This is a genomic window from Candidatus Nitrospira allomarina (assembly GCF_032050975.1).
In the GTDB taxonomy this organism is placed as follows: Bacteria; Nitrospirota; Nitrospiria; order Nitrospirales; family UBA8639; genus Nitrospira_E; species Nitrospira_E allomarina.
On sequence record NZ_CP116967.1, the window covers coordinates 1,824,200 to 1,840,617 of the forward strand.

Below are 16,418 nucleotides of genomic sequence, written 5' to 3' on the forward strand. Positions count from 1 at the left end.
GATCCCTGTACGGATCGGTCAATTGATTGCAGAATAAACAGCACTACCGATGCTCGATCACCCAATGAAGAAGGAAAAGAATAGCGTGCAATCTGAGTCGTTTCGTGCAATGAGCTTGAGAGGACAAATGAAATGTCTTTTATCGCTTGCCGCGTTCATACTCCTTGCCGGATGTGCCACCCTCAATGAGGAAGGCTACGGCTTTATTTTTCTTTCCAGTGATTTCGGCAATCCGTGTACACAGAATCAAGGAGATATCCCACGGGTTTACGATAACGGGTCTACTAACCCGGTCGATGTTAGCGTGCAAGTCATTAATACCGCCAACGTCAACCTCTTCATCAATGGTACCGGCTTTGTTATTCCACCCACCGGGCCCCAAGACCGACCGCGTGCCATGCGCCGTACCCTTCAGCCGGGCGAATCATTTGGTATCAAGGCTCAAGGACCTGATTGCGGGTGGATTGCAATAGTACATCCGCATTAACCGTAATAGAGAAATTGTTAACCCAGCAGCTTGCGATGGAAGGTGACGTATTCACAGAGTTGGTAGCTCTTCCTGTAAGCGCTGAAATGCCTGAGACCGCGAAAAACGAGAATTACCTTTTGGAACAAATGTAGCTGCGCGATTGGGTATCCATCAAACCAGTCCCTCAACCCCCCAGAACCTTGACAGAACCGTGCCGCGTGTGAGGCTACCGTATATCCGGGAAAGCTCCGGAGTGGCGGGTGATGCTCGCCAGATTCTTTTTATCCCCTCGAAAAGAAGACTGTAAAGCATGACAACAGTCCAGGAAAAATAGGATCATTCAGAATGTATGATTCTGGCCTTACAGCTTGACCATGTGTGTCGGGAATTCATCTTGGGTTTACTAATTAGAACGCGCGCTGATGAAAACGCATCGCACTGGTGGCTCCAACTCTTATGTCTACGTGATGTTCTGTGTTGCCGGGTTTCGCCCCGGCAGCGAGGTTTTGCCTGATGCGTCTCGGAGAGCGCGACCTTTGTTGTGGAGGCAAAAGTAGCCAAAACCATTGACGCCCCGTCTGGCCTCATCAGAGGGGACGGACGCCAACCTGGGGAGGGCGGACCAACTCGCCGGGCTCAAACAAGGTCCGCCAGGGGATGAGAGCGTCCCTCCCTTGGCCAGCCGGCAGGCGTCACCGCAACGGCGAGGAAGGCACACAGATAACGATGGCTTTGGAAATTCATTGGAATCACTATAGGGAAAACGAGTTGTGATGAGAGCGTCCGACCCAAGGACCGGACGGCAGGCGTCGGACTATGGGAGACGAACCTTTCAGGAATGCACATGAAAGAGCGAGGACGCCCATATTCTGTATGAGCCCAAAAATATCGTGTAAAAAAACAGCGGGTATGTTTGTAGTTGCCTTCATTGTGCTGGCTGCCATGTTGGCCGCATGCACAAGTGGGAGCGGGCAGGATGACATTCTGGAAATTAAGTTCTGGGCGATGGGCCGCGAAGGGGAGATTGTTCCTGAGGTGCTCAAGGAGTTTGAACGTGAGAATCCTGGGGTTCGCGTCATTGTCCAGCAGATTCCCTGGACCTCGGCCCATGAAAAACTGTTGACGGCCTTTGCCGGAGATGCCCTGCCTGATGTCGCCCAGATGGGTAATACCTGGATCGCGGAATTTGCGGCGCTTGATGCCGTTGCCAGGCTGGATGAGATGGCAGAGGCCTCTTCCGTGATTGAGGAGCAGGATTATTTCCCGGGGATCTGGGCGACGAACGTCGTTGGCGATACCTTGTACGGGGTGCCCTGGTATGTGGATACGCGGTTGCTCTTTTACCGGCAGGATATTCTGAAGGCTTCCGGAATTGTTCGCCCTCCACGTGACTGGACTGAATGGATGCAGGCGGCCACGGCGGTGAAGCAACATGTTGGAAAAGACAACTTTGCCTTTTACGTGCCGCTGAATGAATATGAAATGCAGGTGTCCCTTGCTCTTCAACAAGGGGTGCCGTTGCTGCGGGACGGTGACCGGTATGGCAATTTTTCCAGCCCTGAGCTGGTGGTGGCCCTTGATTTTTACCTCGACTTTTTTCGCAAAGGGCTGGCACCGCCTTCCAGTGAAACCGACATTGCCAATGTGTGGGATGAGTTTGCACGGGGCCACTTTACCTTCTATATGACCGGGCCGTGGAATATCGGCGAATTCCGCCGCCGGTTGCCTGCCGATCTGCAGGATGACTGGATGACGTCCATCCTGCCCGGGCCTTCGGGTCCGGGTGCCTCGACAGCAGGCGGTTCCAGCCTGGTGGTGTTTAAACATTCCGCGCATAAAGATGCGGCATTTCGGCTGGTGGAATTCCTGTCCCGTCCAGAAATTCAGCAACAGTTTTATGAGATCAGTGGGAATCTGCCGCCGCGTCGGTCAAGCTGGCGGGGAGACCGGCTTGAATCGGATCGGTATCTCGTGGCCTTTAGGGAGCAGCTTGAGCGCGCGCTACCGGCACCGAAAATTCCCGAATGGGAACGCATCGTGCAGGAATTGCGCATGGTGACGGAGCGTGCGGTGCATGAGAAATGGACGGCTGAAGAAGTGGCGCGTGAACTGGATAGCCGGATCGATCGCATTCTGGAGAAACGTCGGTGGATGCTGGCGCGGGATGGGGGAGACGGGGCGTGAAATCGTCTGTGGTAAACCCTCTTGCTTTTTTTCATCGAAAAAGCGCTGTCCGGTGATTGCATGGCACTGATTTCCTCAGCTCTCGTATTCACGCGTTTTTCTGTGTTGCCGGGTTTCGCCCCGGCGGTCGAGCCACTTTTGTTTCGGCAAAAGTGGCCAAAACCATTGACGCCCCGTCCGGTTTCATTAAGATGGGTCGGACGCAAGTCTGAGGAGGGCGGACCAACTCGCTCTGCTCAAACAAGGCCCGCCAGGGGATGAGGGCGTCCGACCCACGGACCGGACGGCAGGCGTCAGTCAATGGCAACAGGCACATAGACACAGAAGACTTTGGAAATTCATTGGAATCACTATAGGAAAATCGTGTTGTGATGAGAACGCATGGCACTGGTGGCTGCTATTCTCGTGTTGACGTGAATCTCTGTGGTGCCGGGTTTCGGTCCGGCGGCGAGGTATTGCCTGAGGCGTCTCTGAGAGCGCGATTATCGTTTGGTTCGACTCGAAAAGCGAATCCGTTGTGTGGAGACAAAGGATCAAACAACGGTCGCACTCTACGAGAAGCACCATACAAATCGACGCCCAGTCCGGTCTCTTCAGATGGGACGGACGCGGGCCTGAGGAGGGCGGCCTAACTCGCAGGGCTCAAACAAAGTCCGCCCGTTCACAAGAGCGTCCGACCCAAGGACCGGACGGCAGGCGTCAGTCAACCGCGTGGAGGCATACAGACAAAAAAGACTTTGGAAATTAATCGGAATCACTCTAAATGCATCCCTGAGCTTTTGATTGTCCAGGACCGACTGTTGGTTTACAATGACGGAAAGAAAAAATAACTTATGAAATTTTCGCGAATCACCGTCAATTCTCGGCGAATGGATGGCGTGCCATGTATTCGGGGCCTCCGGATTCCCGTCGCCACTATTGTGGCGATGATGGCAGACGGCATGATTTCGGAAGAGATCTTGGAGGTCTATCCTGATGATCTCTGCTCGGAGGATGTCCGCGAAGCTTTGAAATATGGGGCTGAGGCGGTCCGCGAGCGAGAATTGCCGCTCACTGCTCAAACGTGAGGTTTCTTGTTGATCACGCGCTATCTCCGCTCCTGGCCATATTCTAGAGCTAGAGCCTAACCTCCATTTCGAAAGGGCAGCTCCGGCCACGCCAACAGTTAGCTTCGGTAATACGGAAGCATGAAGGAAAATGAACACAGATGGAGTAACCCAGTCTGCGGAGGCTGATAAGCATAGGAGAGAGAGTTACACCCATGCCCACTATTTCCATGTTTTACGGCATCCTTATCCGAATGTTTTTCTATGATACGGAAAGACACCACGTGCCTCACATTCATGCTGAATATCAGGGCCAGGTTGCTGTATATTCAATTCCTGATGGTACGGTTTTAGCTGGCGAGCTTCCTCCTAAAAAACACAAGTTAGTCGTGGCATGGATTGAAATACACCATGAAGATTTACTAGCCGATTGGGAACTGGCGGTGGTAGGCAAGAAACCCTTTCCTATTCGAGGGCTTGATCAGTGAAAATTACAAAAGTTATTCCAAAAGACGATCACCTCCTATACATCAAGGCTGATGATGGGCAAGCCGGTCTCTTGGACATCACCCCCTATCTGGAATCAGAGGCATTCGCTCCGTTAAAAGATCGAAACACATTTGAGCAAATTCACAACGGGGGCTATTATGTTGAGTGGGACTGTGGAGCCGACCTTTCTGCCGATACGATTCAGGCGCGATGGAAACCTCTCACAAGCGAAGACACGTAATATCTAAGGGCCGCCACCTGGCCCACCTCAGACGCTTGGCTCCTACGGAAGAAATCTTCTTTGATCGAGTTTCCGTGGACATCAACTTTAGAACATTGCTCACCTCGTTACGAAAAAATACTTTAAGGAGTGGTCGTGGTTTTTTAGGAGACTCGCATCCGTGTGCGCCAATTACCCATTGATCTTGCGTTAGAATCGACCGAAACCTGAGATTCATTCATCCCCCGATTGTTCTTGAGATTTCCGGACATCATCCCCCATTCAATTCTATTGGTACATAGTTGAACCCTCTCTCTCCAGAGCGAAGGCTGTGAGTGATTTAGTAGAGAATAAGCAGGTGGAGTGCCCCGGCGAAAATGGAAAAGTCTAGAAACAACAATTCCAGCAGGATGGTGGAAGGCGCTCGATATTTCAAGCGGTTCGAAAGTGTTTGCTGGAGGGTGCCTGTTGTCCAAATGCTGGCGCGGGATGGGGAAGACGGGTCGTGAAATCGTCTGTGGCAGGCTGGCTGTTTGCCGGGCCGGCGCTGGCGATTATTGCTGTTTTTTTCTTTCTGCCGGTGCTGGCGGCGTTGGCTCTCAGTCTGACGGACTTTGATATCTATGCTCTGGCCGACCTGTCCAACCTGCGATTTGTGGGTTTCCAAAACTATATTGAGCTGTTGCAACGGCCGCTGTTCTGGCAGGCCCTGGGTAACACGCTGTATTTCGTGCTGGTCGGTGCGCCCCTCTCGGTGTTTGTGTCACTGGCAGGGGCACTGTTGCTGAATGGACAGATGGTGCGGTTCAAGGGATTTTTCAGGACCGCCTTGTTTGCGCCGGTCGTGACGACGATTGTGGCCGTGGCGGTGATCTGGCGATATCTCCTGCATACCCGTTATGGCTTGATCAATTATTCCCTCGATTGGTTGGGCCTCTCCGTTGTGGACTGGCTGGGTGATCCGCATTATTCCATGCCGTCCATCATTCTTTTCGCGGTCTGGAAAAACTTTGGCTACAATATGATCATTCTTCTGGCGGGCCTCCAGGCGATACCCGGCGATTTGTATGAGGCTGCACGGATTGACGGGGCCAATGCCCTTCAGCGTTTTTTCCATGTCACATTGCCTTCCCTCGTTCCTTCACTGTTTCTCGTCGGGGTGCTGACCATGGCCGGATACTTCCAATTGTTTGCCGAACCCTATGTGATGACACAGGGCGGACCCGTTCAGAGTACGCTCAGCATTATTTATCTGATGTATGAAGAAGGTTTTAAATGGTGGAGCCTGGGGTCGGCATCCGCCGTGGCCTTTATTCTTTTTGTTTTTATGATTGTGGCGGCAATTGGGCAACTTTTGGTGATGCGGCGGTATGGGAGTGGAGTGTGAGCTGATGTTCATACGAAGTGAATGGTTCTGGTCTTAGAGGTTTACTGATGTGTATCGGGAATCAATCTTGGGTTTACTCTGGGCATTTCCATTACCGACCTATTGGTTCGGAGCAATGGCATCAAAATTTCACGTATGCACAACCTGGAATTTTTAGAGTTCATGATAATTGCCGGGTCTCGGCCCGGCAGCCGAGCCACTTTTGATTCGGCAAAAGTGGCCAAAACCATTGACGCCCCGTCTGGCTTCAGCAGAGGGGAGGGACGCAAACTTGGGGAGGGCGGACCAACTCGCCTGGCTCAAACAAGGTCCGCCTGGGGATGAGAGCGTTCCTCCCTTGGGCCAGCCGGCAGGCGTCCCGCAGCGGCGAGGAAGGCATACAGATAACGATGGCTTTGGATATTCATTGGAAGCACTATAGGAAAATCGTGTTGTGATGAGAACGCATGGCACCGGTGGCTGCTACTCTCGTGTTGACGTGAAGTTCTGTGATGCCGGGTTTCGCCCCGGCAGGCGAGGTCCTTTTGCTCTGGCAAAAGGACCCAAAACCATTGACGCCCCGTCTGGCCTCATTAGAGGGGAGGGACGCAAACTTGGAGAGGGCGGACCAACTCGCCTGGCTCAAACAAGGTCCGCCGGGGGATGAGAGCGTCCCTCCCTTGGGCCAGCCGGCAGGCGTCGGATTATGGGAGACGGAATGCAGATGAAGAGCAGGGAACCATACATTCTGTATGATTGGTAAATCCATGAGACACTTGTGGAGAGGCTCGGGGACGAATGTCGGCTTGTTGTTTTTGGCTGCGTTTGCTTTGATCCCGTTGCTGTGGATGCTGAGTGTGTCCTTTATGGCTCCGGGAGAGGCCAGCAATTTTCCGCCGCCGCTGTTGCCGGAGCATCCGACGCTGGCCAATTATATTAAGCTCTTTGAATATTCCAGTATGGGAAGGAACTTCTTGAATTCCCTGTTTGTCGCGACGGCGGCCACTCTGTTGTCACTTACGTTTAATGTGGCTGCCGGATATGCGTTTGCCAAACTGGAGTTCAAGGGGCGGCACCTGCTGTTCCGCGGGCTGTTGAGTGCCCTGGTGATTCCGGCCCAGGTGTCCATGATTCCGCTGTTTTTGATGTTGAAAGGGATGGGGTTGGTGAATAGCTGGATCGGTGTGCTGATCCCCTTTGTGGCCAGCATATTTGGTATATTCCTGGTACGGCAGTATGCCTTATCTATTCCGACGGAACTGATCGAGTCGGCCCGGATTGAAGGGGCCAGTGAGCTACGCATTTTCCGGTCGGTCGTGGCGCCGTTGCTGACACCCATTCTGATTACACTGGGGCTGTTTACCTTTATGGCCGCATGGAATGATTTTTTATGGCCGCTGATCGTCCTGACCGACAGTGATAAATATACCCTGCCGATTGCGCTGGCCTCTTTGTCACGTGAGCATGTGCAGGATGTCGAACTGATGATGGCCGGTGCGGTGATCACCGTGACACCGGTCCTGATTCTGTTTCTGATGCTTCAGCGTTTTTATATGAGTGGAAATCTTGCGGGAAGTGTCAAAGGATGAGAGGTGTATGGCGTGCAGCCGGCTTCCTCTTTTTCGGCATGGCCTGGTTGTTATTGCCGGTGTGTGCATTCGGGGAGAATCCCGCCGCCAATGATTTTCGGTTGCTTGATGGTTTTGAGAATGTCGGGGAATGGAAGACCATCGCGACGGAATACAGCGAGGCCTCGATCAGGATGGCAGAAGGCGTGAAGGGCAATGCGCTTCAATTGTCCTATGAACTTCGAACCGCCGGGACCGCCAATGTACATCGCGCAATTCAGCTTGATCTGTCGAACAATTTCGAGATTGCATTTAAACTCAGGGGGCATGCGCCACAATCTACTTTTGAGATTCGGCTGGTCGATGACAGCGGAGCGAATGTCTGGTGGAGGCAGTTTCATGATTACGAATTTCCTGCTGACTGGACAACCGTTCGTATTCGGCGAAGCGATATCCACTTTGCCTGGGGGCCGATCAAGGACCATGATCTGAATACCATCGCCAAATTTGAATTTGTGATTCTTGGCGAAACCGGTGACAAAGGGACGGTCGAGTTCGATACCCTCCAGATGCGGCCACTTCCCGAGCCGCCCGCCATGATTCCGCCGGTCGTGGCAATGGCCGGCGACGTCCCTGCCCCTGCCGTCGTTGACGGTGATCCGGAAACCACCTGGACTGCCGACACACCCACTGAACTCATATTTGATCTGGGCTATTTGCGCGATCTTGGCGGACTGACCTTGCGATGGGCCGAGGGTCAAATGCCCGAGGCGATTGACATGGCCCTTTCCGAAGACGGAACAGACTGGACGGTACCGCACTGGGAAATGGGCACCGGGCCTTCCTCGTCAGGAACGATCGGGTATCTGCGAACCGCAGAGGCGTTCGGACGTTATGTTCGTCTTTCACTGACACCGGCATCGGGAGGACGGATTGGCTTGCTGGAAGCTCGGATTGAACCACCGGAATTCGGGCAGGATGACAATCGGTTTCTTCTGTCCTTAGCCAGGGAAGCCAAAAAGGGATCGTATCCGCGCAGTTTCCTTGGTGAGCAGATTTATTGGACCATCGTTGGCCCTCCACAAGGTGGCCGGTCGGCATTACTGTCTGAAGATGGCGCCATGGAACCGGGCCCCGGCGCGTTCTCGATTGAGCCGTTTCTTCTTGAGAATGAGTCGGTGCTGAGCTGGGCCGATGGGGAACACCATCACAGCCTGCTGGATGAGTATCTGCCCTTGCCGCGCGTGCGCCGGACCCATGAGGGCCTCTCATTGGATGTCAGTGCACATCGTCCGCCAGTTCCTGCTGGACGAGAAGGGGGAACGGACGGCCATGCCCGTGATGTGGTGACCAGATATCGTGTGGTCAATACCGGCACGATCCTTCGAAAGCTCACTCTGGCCCTTGCCATCCGCCCCCTGCAGGTCGATCCGCCTACGCAGATTCTGAATCTTGTGGGTGGGGTCAGCAACATTGATCAACTCGGCTGGGATGGTGCCGCGTTTCAGGTGAATGGTGACTGGTCCGTGTATCCTGAGCTGAAGCCGGACCAGGTCTCGCTCGCGGAATTTGAACGGGCCGGGTTTCCGCATGTACAGGATGCCGGGGCAGGCACGGTTTCGCAAAGCCTCGTGGCGCCGGGAGGCTTCGGCTCCGGCGTCATGTATTTTCATGTTGATCTGAAGCCGGGTGAGGCTCGCGAAGTTTCCGTCGTCACGGTCCTCGATTCCGATAGGGGGTCTGCGCCCGACCTGAACCGCGAGGCCATTAATGCCGGAGAAAAGGCCGCAGCCGGGGAATGGCGGGAAATCCTCAATCAAGTGGACATTTCGGGCCCGCCTGAATCCATGCCGATGCTCAATAGTTTAAAAACCGCGTTGGCGCATATGATGATCACGCGCGACGGGCCGGCACTGCGTCCGGGTCCACGCACCTATGCCCGTTCGTGGATACGTGATGGCGCAATGATGAGTGAAAGCTTCCTGCGTCTCGGGCAGAACGACCCTGCGGTTGAGTATGCCCGCTGGTATGCACCATACCAATTTTCCAGTGGCAGAGTTCCCTGCTGTGTGGACAAGCGTGGTGCGGATCCGGTTGTGGAGAATGACAGCCATGGAGAACTGATTTTTCTGATTGTGGATATTTACCGGTACACCGGGGATCGTGCCTTTGCCGAGATGATGTGGCCTCATGTGGACAAGGCTGCGGCGGTCCTCGATACATTGAGGCTGTCGGAACGCACGGAGCATAACCGTCAAGATGATCGCAAGGCATTCTATGGTCTGTTACCGGCATCGGTGAGCCATGAGGGTTATTTGGACCGTCCGGCCTATTCATTCTGGGATAATTTCTGGGGTCTGAAAGGATTGACTGATGCGGCGTTTCTTGCGGAGGAACTGGGTCACGCTGACCGCGCAGCTGACATCAGGGCCGATGCCGCTGAATTTGCGGCAGATATCAGCGCGTCTGTTAGTTTGTTGGGCGAAGAACTCGGGCACGTGCCGGGGGCCGCAGACCGAAAAGATTTTGACCCGACATCCACGACAATCGCGCTTTCGCCGACCGGGGCGGCGTCAGCTCTGCCACGAGAGTTGCTGATAGCCACGTTTGAAAAAGCCTGGTCCGAGTTTGTGGCGCGGCGCGATGGCACCAAGACGTGGACTGTCTACACCCCCTATGAATTTCGTCAGGTGAGCGCGTTTGTGCGGTTGGGTGAGCTGGAACGTGCCCATGCCCTGCTTGATTTTTATATGCGGGACCGTCGCCCGGCCGCGTGGAACCAATGGAGTGAGGTGATCGGCCGGCTTGAACGGGATCCGCGTTTCATTGGTGATATGCCCCATACCTGGGTGGGGTCGGATTTCATCCGGGCGGTACTTGATCTGTTTGTGTATGCTGATACAGAAACCGGCTCACTGGTTATCGGCGCGGGTCTGCCGCGAAATTGGTTGCAGGGTGAGGGCATCCGGGTGCATGGGCTGAGAACCCCGTATGGCGAAGTGTCCTATGCGGCACGTGAGGAAGGCGGGCAGGTGCGCGTTGATCTGGAAGGATCGACCATGCCACCGGGCGGTTTTGTTTTACCGGCTTCACTGAAGGGCGACGTCAGGGTAACATTCAATGGAAGGCATCTGGACGTTCGCTGGACATCCCAATAACAACCAGCTGCTGCGAATAGGTCCCCCACCTTAGTCTTCTCCTTACCAAGGAGAAGAATTCCAAGCTGATGTCTGTTGCAAGAGGAGCACGAGAAGAAATTGACCCATGGAAATCCGAGAAGGAAAAAAGGATAAACGTAGATGAAAAAACAAGCGACATTTCCCGAGGGGTTTCTCTGGGGTGCTGCCACATCGTCCTACCAGATTGAGGGAGCACCGCTGGCCGATGGTGCAGGTCCAAGCATCTGGCAGCGTTTTGCTCACACGCCCGGAAATATTCTGAATGGCGATACCGGTGACGTCGCCTGCGATCATTATCATCGTTGGCGCGAGGATATCGCCCTCATGAAGGAGCTGGGATTGCAGGCCTATCGGTTTTCGGTGGCCTGGGCGCGTATTTTTCCTGAAGGCAAAGGAAGCCTGAATGAGAAGGGCCTGGATTTCTACGAAAGACTTGTTGACGGCCTTCTGGAGGCCGGGATCGAACCGCTCCTGACATTGTATCACTGGGATTTGCCCGCAGCATTGGACGATCTTGGCGGATGGCTGAATCCGGACATTGCGCATTGGTTTGCCGATTATGGCGAAGCGATGTACCGGCGTTTGGATGGGCGGGTAAAAAAATGGACCACACTCAATGAACCCTGGGTGGTCACGGATGGCGGCTATTTGCATGGCCTACTGGCCCCTGGGCATTCTTCTCACTATGAAGCGCCGGTTGCCGCTCATCATCTGATGCGCGCTCATGGGGCGGCCGTTCAGGCCTATCGTGCGGTCGGGGCTCATGAAATCGGCCTGGTGGTGAATATCGAGCCGAAGTATCCGGTATCGGAGGATCCCAAAGATCTGGCGGCAACCAATCGGGCGGATGCGTATATGAACCGGCAGTTTCTTGATCCCGCGCTCCTGGGATCCTATCCGGAGGAAATGGCGGAGATATTCGGTGACGCCTGGCCTGAATGGCCTGCCAGGGATTTCGAGCTTATTGGTCAGAAGATCGATTTTGTCGGGCTGAATTATTACACGCGTGCCGTGACGGGTGATGGCCCGGACTGCTTGCCTGTCAGGGCCAGGACCGTTCGCCAGCCCCACAAGACCTATACGGAAACCGGGTGGGAGGTCTATCCGGACGGGCTTTCCGACACGCTCCTCTGGCTCAAGAATCGTTATGGTGAGATGCCGCTGTATATCACCGAGAATGGCTCGGCCTTCTTTGATCCGCCGAAAGCGATTCATGGACGGGTCATTGATCCGGTGCGGATGCACTACCTGAACCAGCATCTGTGCGCGGTCCGGACCGCGATTGAAAAAGGCGTTGATGTGCGGGGATATATGGCCTGGTCTCTGATGGACAACTATGAATGGTCCTATGGGTATGCCAAGCGATTCGGCATTGTGCATGTCGATTTTGAGACTCTTGAGCGCACGCCGAAGGATACAGCCCGGTATTATTCGAAAATTATCGAAACCAATGGTGCGGTTCTGGACGAACCCTTTCTGCCTCTTTCCGTGCATACGTAACATGGCCAGTCTGACCCTGCGAAACATTCACAAACGTTTTGGCAAGACGGACGTATTGTCGGGAATTGACCTCGATGTCGCCGATGGCGAATTTGCGGTGATTGTCGGTCCCTCGGGTTGCGGCAAGTCAACGCTGTTGCGTACCATTGCGGGCCTCGAAGAGATCGATACGGGAACTATCACAATCGGTGAGACCGATGTCTCGGGGTTTCCACCTTCCGAGCGCGGTATTGCGATGGTGTTTCAGTCCTATGCGCTGTATCCGCATATGACTGTCTATGACAACATGAGCTTCGGGATGAAAATTGCCGGAGCGGCAGCCGCAGAAATTGACCAGGCGGTGCGCACGGCTGCCGAGACGCTCGGCCTGACCGCGCTGCTTGAGCGGAAACCGAAAGAGCTTTCCGGTGGACAGCGCCAGCGCACGGCTATTGGCCGGGCGATAGTCAGACGCCCGAAAATTTTCCTCTTTGATGAACCGCTTTCCAATCTGGATGCCTCTCTTCGTGTGAAGATGCGGCATGAGATTGCACGACTGCACGAGACGCTTGAGACCACCATCATCTATGTCACGCATGATCAGGTTGAGGCCATGACGTTGGCGGACCGGATCGTGGTACTCCGGGATGGATGTATTGAACAGACGGGTTCCCCCAATGAACTGTACAAGTATCCTGCCAACCGCTTTGTTGCCGGCTTTATCGGATCGCCGGCCATGAATTTCCTGGCCGGGGTCGTGGTCGACCGCCGCCAGGATACCACAAGTGTCCGACTTCACAGTGGAGCGACGATCCAGGTGAATGGCGTTGCCGGAGCATTGCCCCCTGATACTCCGGTCACGCTTGGCATTCGTCCCGAGCATCTGGCGACGGGGGGTGATTACAACCTCGTCGAGACGCAGATCAAGTTGGTGGAGCCACTCGGCAGCCATTCCTATGTCTATCTGGAAACACCGGATGCCGAGGACCTGCTGATATTCCGCGCATCCGGCGAGTTCGGTTTCGCGAAGGGCGACCGGCTGACGGTATGTCTTGCGGCAGACCACTGCCATCTTTTCGGGAAAGACGGAATGGAACTACGGCACAAACCTTCCGGAAACCTCACGACAAGTCAGGGAGATCACTGATGACCTTTTTCAAGAGATGTGTGTTGACATTGTTATTAATTCTGGTCCTGCTGATGGTGCCTGCGACAGCCGCGCTGGCCACATCCAATATTCCGCCAAAGGATACCTGGCGGGTGACTGCCTCCTCGATCCAGAGCGATGAATTCAAACCCGGGAATCTGGCGGATGGCAATATGGAGACTCGCTGGTCCAGTCAGGCAAAGGATGAGGAATGGGCGCTCATTGACCTTGGAAAGGTTGTTGAGATCACCGGCTTTACCCTGCATTGGGAGGACGGGTATTCGAGCAAATACAACCTTCTGGTATCGACCGATGCCCAGGTGTGGTCGACGGTGTATATTAACGACGAGGGCGACGGGCAGATGGATGATATTTTTATCCGGCCCGTTTCCGCGAGGTATGTCCGGCTGGATACACGGGAGAGGGCGACAAGCTGGGGGAATTCCCTTTGGGAATTTGATATTAAGGGGACTGACGACATTGTCGATATCTCCGTGATTGCCGGTGGTGGAGGGGACACCTCGGTTCTGATGGATGGACGCAAGGATACCCTCTGGAAAAGCGATGCGGTGGATCGGGCAGAATTGCTTCTGGACCTGCGCAGGTCCAGGACGATATCCGGATTGCGTATTGATTGGGGGGATCAATATGCCGGTTCGGTCGATATGGCCATTTCGCTGGATGGAAAGGCATGGAAGGAGGTCTCTTCTATCTCCGTCTCGGCGGGATCACAGGGGCAGTCCGATTTTGTTCCGCAAGATCCGTCAGAGGTACGCTACATCAGGCTTGTGTTGTCCGACCCTATTAAAGCCGGGGGCGGTTTCGGGATTAGCGATATTTCATTGCGCGGTCCCAAGGAAGTGTTCACCCCTTTTATCCGGTATCAATTTGATGCCCGGAGGGCTCCTTTCGGTGATTATCCCCCACATGTCAGGGGCTATCAAACCTATTGGACTCTGGTTGGCCTTCCCATAGATAGCGAGGAAAGTCTCTTTGATGAGTATGGCAATCTGGAATCCCGGCGCGACGGTCCCATGCTGATGCCCTATGTCAAAGAGGGGGACAATCTGTATTCGGCTGCCGTCGCGGCAAACATACACCAGGAATTGCAGGACGGGTACCTGCCGGCTCCTATTGTGAAATGGGAGACGGGGAATGGACTGCATTTCAGGTCCGAGGCCATTACCAGCGGTCCTGTCGATGCCAGCATGACTTATGTGCGCCATCGGCTGGAAAATCGTTCCGATACCGTACGGAAGGGCGATCTCATCGTGACGATCAGGCCCGCCCAGATTAATCCCAAATGGCAACATGGCGGATTGTCGCCTATCCATTCGATCCGGTACGTGCATGAAACCGGAAAACTGGTCATGATTAACGACAAAAATACCTACTTGGCCCTGTCGCCGGCCGACAGTTTTCTTGGCTCGCAATATGCTCACGGGGATATTGCCAACCACCTGCGAGGCAGGGTCATGCTGAGCGCGGGTGTAGACGGCAATGGCGATGCCAAATCTATTGAGGACAAGACCGGGACCGGCCTACTTTCGGCAGCCTGGACCTATGCATTCGAATTGAAACCTGGTGAATCCAGGGAGGTTGTGTTTGCGGCACCCTTGCATGAGACCCTGACCCACCTGAAAACGGCCGAGGACTTCGAGACGTTGCGGAAGGAGTATGTGACCTTCTGGACCGACAAGCTTAACCGTGTGGGATTCGAGCTTGCCAATAAGGCCGTCGTCAATACCGTAAAGTCGCAGATAGCCTATATCCTGTTGAACAACGATGGCGTGGTTATCCAGCCAGGCGCGCGCAGTTACAACCGGACCTGGATGCGGGATGGGGCGATCATTTCCGCCACGCTTATGCGGCTTGGTTTTTTCGATGAGGTCAGGGATTTTCTGAACTGGTATGCCGAACGCGTGGAGCCTGACGGTCTCGTGCCTCCTATTCTCTTCACCAGCGGTGAGGTGTATGACGGCTGGGGGAGGAATATCGAATGGGACAGCCAGGGGCAGTTTATCTATGCGATCATGGAATACTATCGTTTTACGGGTGACAGAGACTTCCTGGAAAAGCATTTTGATGCTGTTCATCGGGCGATGAAGTACATTGTCACGTTGCGGGAGCGTACGCTTGATCCGAAACATTATGCCCATCTCGAGGCAGGAGAGCGGCTGAAGGGCATCCTGCCTCCGTCTATCAGTCATGAAGGGTTCATTACCCCGATGCACAGTTATTGGGATGATTTCTGGGCCATTCGCGGTTGGGCGGACGGGATTGAAATGGCGGAAATCCTAGGCCGGAATTTTTTGGCCGACTGGGCGAGGACGGAGTCGAAAAAATTCACCACAAGCGTCAGGGAGTCCATTGCAAAAACCATCGCCTGGAAGTCGCTGGACTATATCCCTGTGGATGCGGACAAAGGCACTCCAGATCCGACCTCTATTGCTATAGCCATGTTTCCCACGGAAGCCTGGCACGTTCTGCCCGCGGATATTCTGGACCGGACGTTCCGGAGCTATGACCGGATGGTGAAAAAACGGGATGCCGGTTCGACCCCCTATTCCTATACGCCTTACGAGGTGCGGAATATTCTGGCTCTCGCGACCCTGGGGTATCGCAAGGAAGCTTTCGACCTGCATGAAATTTTGTTCAAGGGCAGGCGTCCGGCCAATTGGAATGAGTTTGCCGAAGTTGTGCTGTCCGACAGTCGCAAGGGTGTGTATATTGGTGATATGCCACATACGTGGGTCGGGGCAGGATATGTGAATTCTGTCCGGGGCCTCATTGTGATGGAAGAGGACAAAAGTAAAACGTTGAACCTGCTGTTTGGTACCCCACGGGAATGGCTTGTGGGCGATGGCATTGCCCTTTCGAATTTTCCCACGCATTTCGGAAACCTGACGATGCAGGCGAAATGGGATGACAACGACCAGAGACTGACTCTGGATGTGGATATGCCAAAATTCACGGACAGAACCATTTATGTTCGCTGGCCAATCCACAAGAAGGGTAAGCCTAAGCAGGTTGTCGTTGAGGGCGATGACAGCTCCCGTGTGGATGATCACGGTATCTGGTTGTCAGGCAATACGTTCACGCTGATGGCCAAATGGTAAATTGTGGTTTTGGTGTAAGGAGTCAAGGGTAAGGCGTGAGGCGTAAGGGATGGGATAAAAGGCTGTAGATTATGCCCCCTGTCATGAAGGTATTTTCCTGACTTTTGGCGGAGGTTTGTCATGGCTCAGGACCTGCTTTTTCAGGACTCTCC

Annotated in this window: 11 protein-coding genes; all 11 read left to right on the forward strand. The window is 54.2% G+C overall.

Annotated elements, in window-relative coordinates:
* The first annotated feature begins 49 nt into the window (after positions 1 to 49).
* The 11 genes from PP769_RS08130 (at position 50) to PP769_RS08180 (ending at position 16,266) form a co-directional block, all read left to right on the forward strand.
* Entirely contained in the window at positions 50 to 487 is a 438-nt protein-coding gene (locus PP769_RS08130; protein WP_312646521.1) for a putative periplasmic lipoprotein, read from the forward strand.
* Between the two features lie 855 nt (positions 488 to 1,342).
* On the forward strand, positions 1,343 to 2,653 hold the full coding sequence (locus tag PP769_RS08135; protein ID WP_312646522.1) for a sugar ABC transporter substrate-binding protein: 1,311 nt from the start codon (positions 1,343 to 1,345) through the stop codon (positions 2,651 to 2,653).
* Positions 2,654 to 3,486: 833 nt separating this feature from the next.
* On the forward strand, positions 3,487 to 3,720 hold the full coding sequence (locus PP769_RS08140; protein WP_312646523.1) for a DUF433 domain-containing protein: 234 nt from the start codon (positions 3,487 to 3,489) through the stop codon (positions 3,718 to 3,720).
* A 194-nt stretch (positions 3,721 to 3,914) separates the two neighbouring features.
* Positions 3,915 to 4,187 carry a DUF4160 domain-containing protein gene (locus PP769_RS08145; protein WP_312646526.1) on the forward strand — a complete coding sequence of 91 codons (273 nt, stop codon included), beginning with the start codon at positions 3,915 to 3,917 and terminating at the stop codon, positions 4,185 to 4,187.
* Complete coding sequence (locus PP769_RS08150) at positions 4,184 to 4,429, forward strand: DUF2442 domain-containing protein (protein WP_312646528.1); 246 nt, start codon at positions 4,184 to 4,186, stop codon at positions 4,427 to 4,429. Before PP769_RS08145 ends, PP769_RS08150 begins: the two co-directional genes overlap by 4 nt.
* A gap of 484 nt (positions 4,430 to 4,913) precedes the next feature.
* Positions 4,914 to 5,795, forward strand: a complete 882-nt coding sequence (locus tag PP769_RS08155) for a carbohydrate ABC transporter permease (RefSeq protein ID WP_312646529.1) — start codon at positions 4,914 to 4,916, stop codon at positions 5,793 to 5,795.
* Positions 5,796 to 6,526: 731 nt separating this feature from the next.
* A complete protein-coding gene (locus PP769_RS08160) occupies positions 6,527 to 7,363 on the forward strand; it encodes a carbohydrate ABC transporter permease (RefSeq protein WP_376753405.1) in 837 nt (278 codons plus the stop codon).
* Positions 7,360 to 10,500, forward strand: coding sequence for a discoidin domain-containing protein (locus tag PP769_RS08165; RefSeq protein WP_312646537.1), 3,141 nt, complete (start codon positions 7,360 to 7,362; stop codon positions 10,498 to 10,500). Before PP769_RS08160 ends, PP769_RS08165 begins: the two co-directional genes overlap by 4 nt.
* A 141-nt stretch (positions 10,501 to 10,641) precedes the next feature.
* Positions 10,642 to 12,021, forward strand: coding sequence for a GH1 family beta-glucosidase (locus tag PP769_RS08170; RefSeq protein WP_312646539.1), 1,380 nt, complete (start codon positions 10,642 to 10,644; stop codon positions 12,019 to 12,021).
* 1 nt (position 12,022) lies between these two features.
* Positions 12,023 to 13,147, forward strand: a complete 1,125-nt coding sequence (locus PP769_RS08175; RefSeq protein WP_312646541.1) for an ABC transporter ATP-binding protein — start codon at positions 12,023 to 12,025, stop codon at positions 13,145 to 13,147.
* Between the two features lie 23 nt (positions 13,148 to 13,170).
* On the forward strand, positions 13,171 to 16,266 hold the full coding sequence (locus PP769_RS08180) for a discoidin domain-containing protein (RefSeq protein WP_312646542.1): 3,096 nt from the start codon (positions 13,171 to 13,173) through the stop codon (positions 16,264 to 16,266).
* Positions 16,267 to 16,418: the final 152 nt, after the last annotated feature.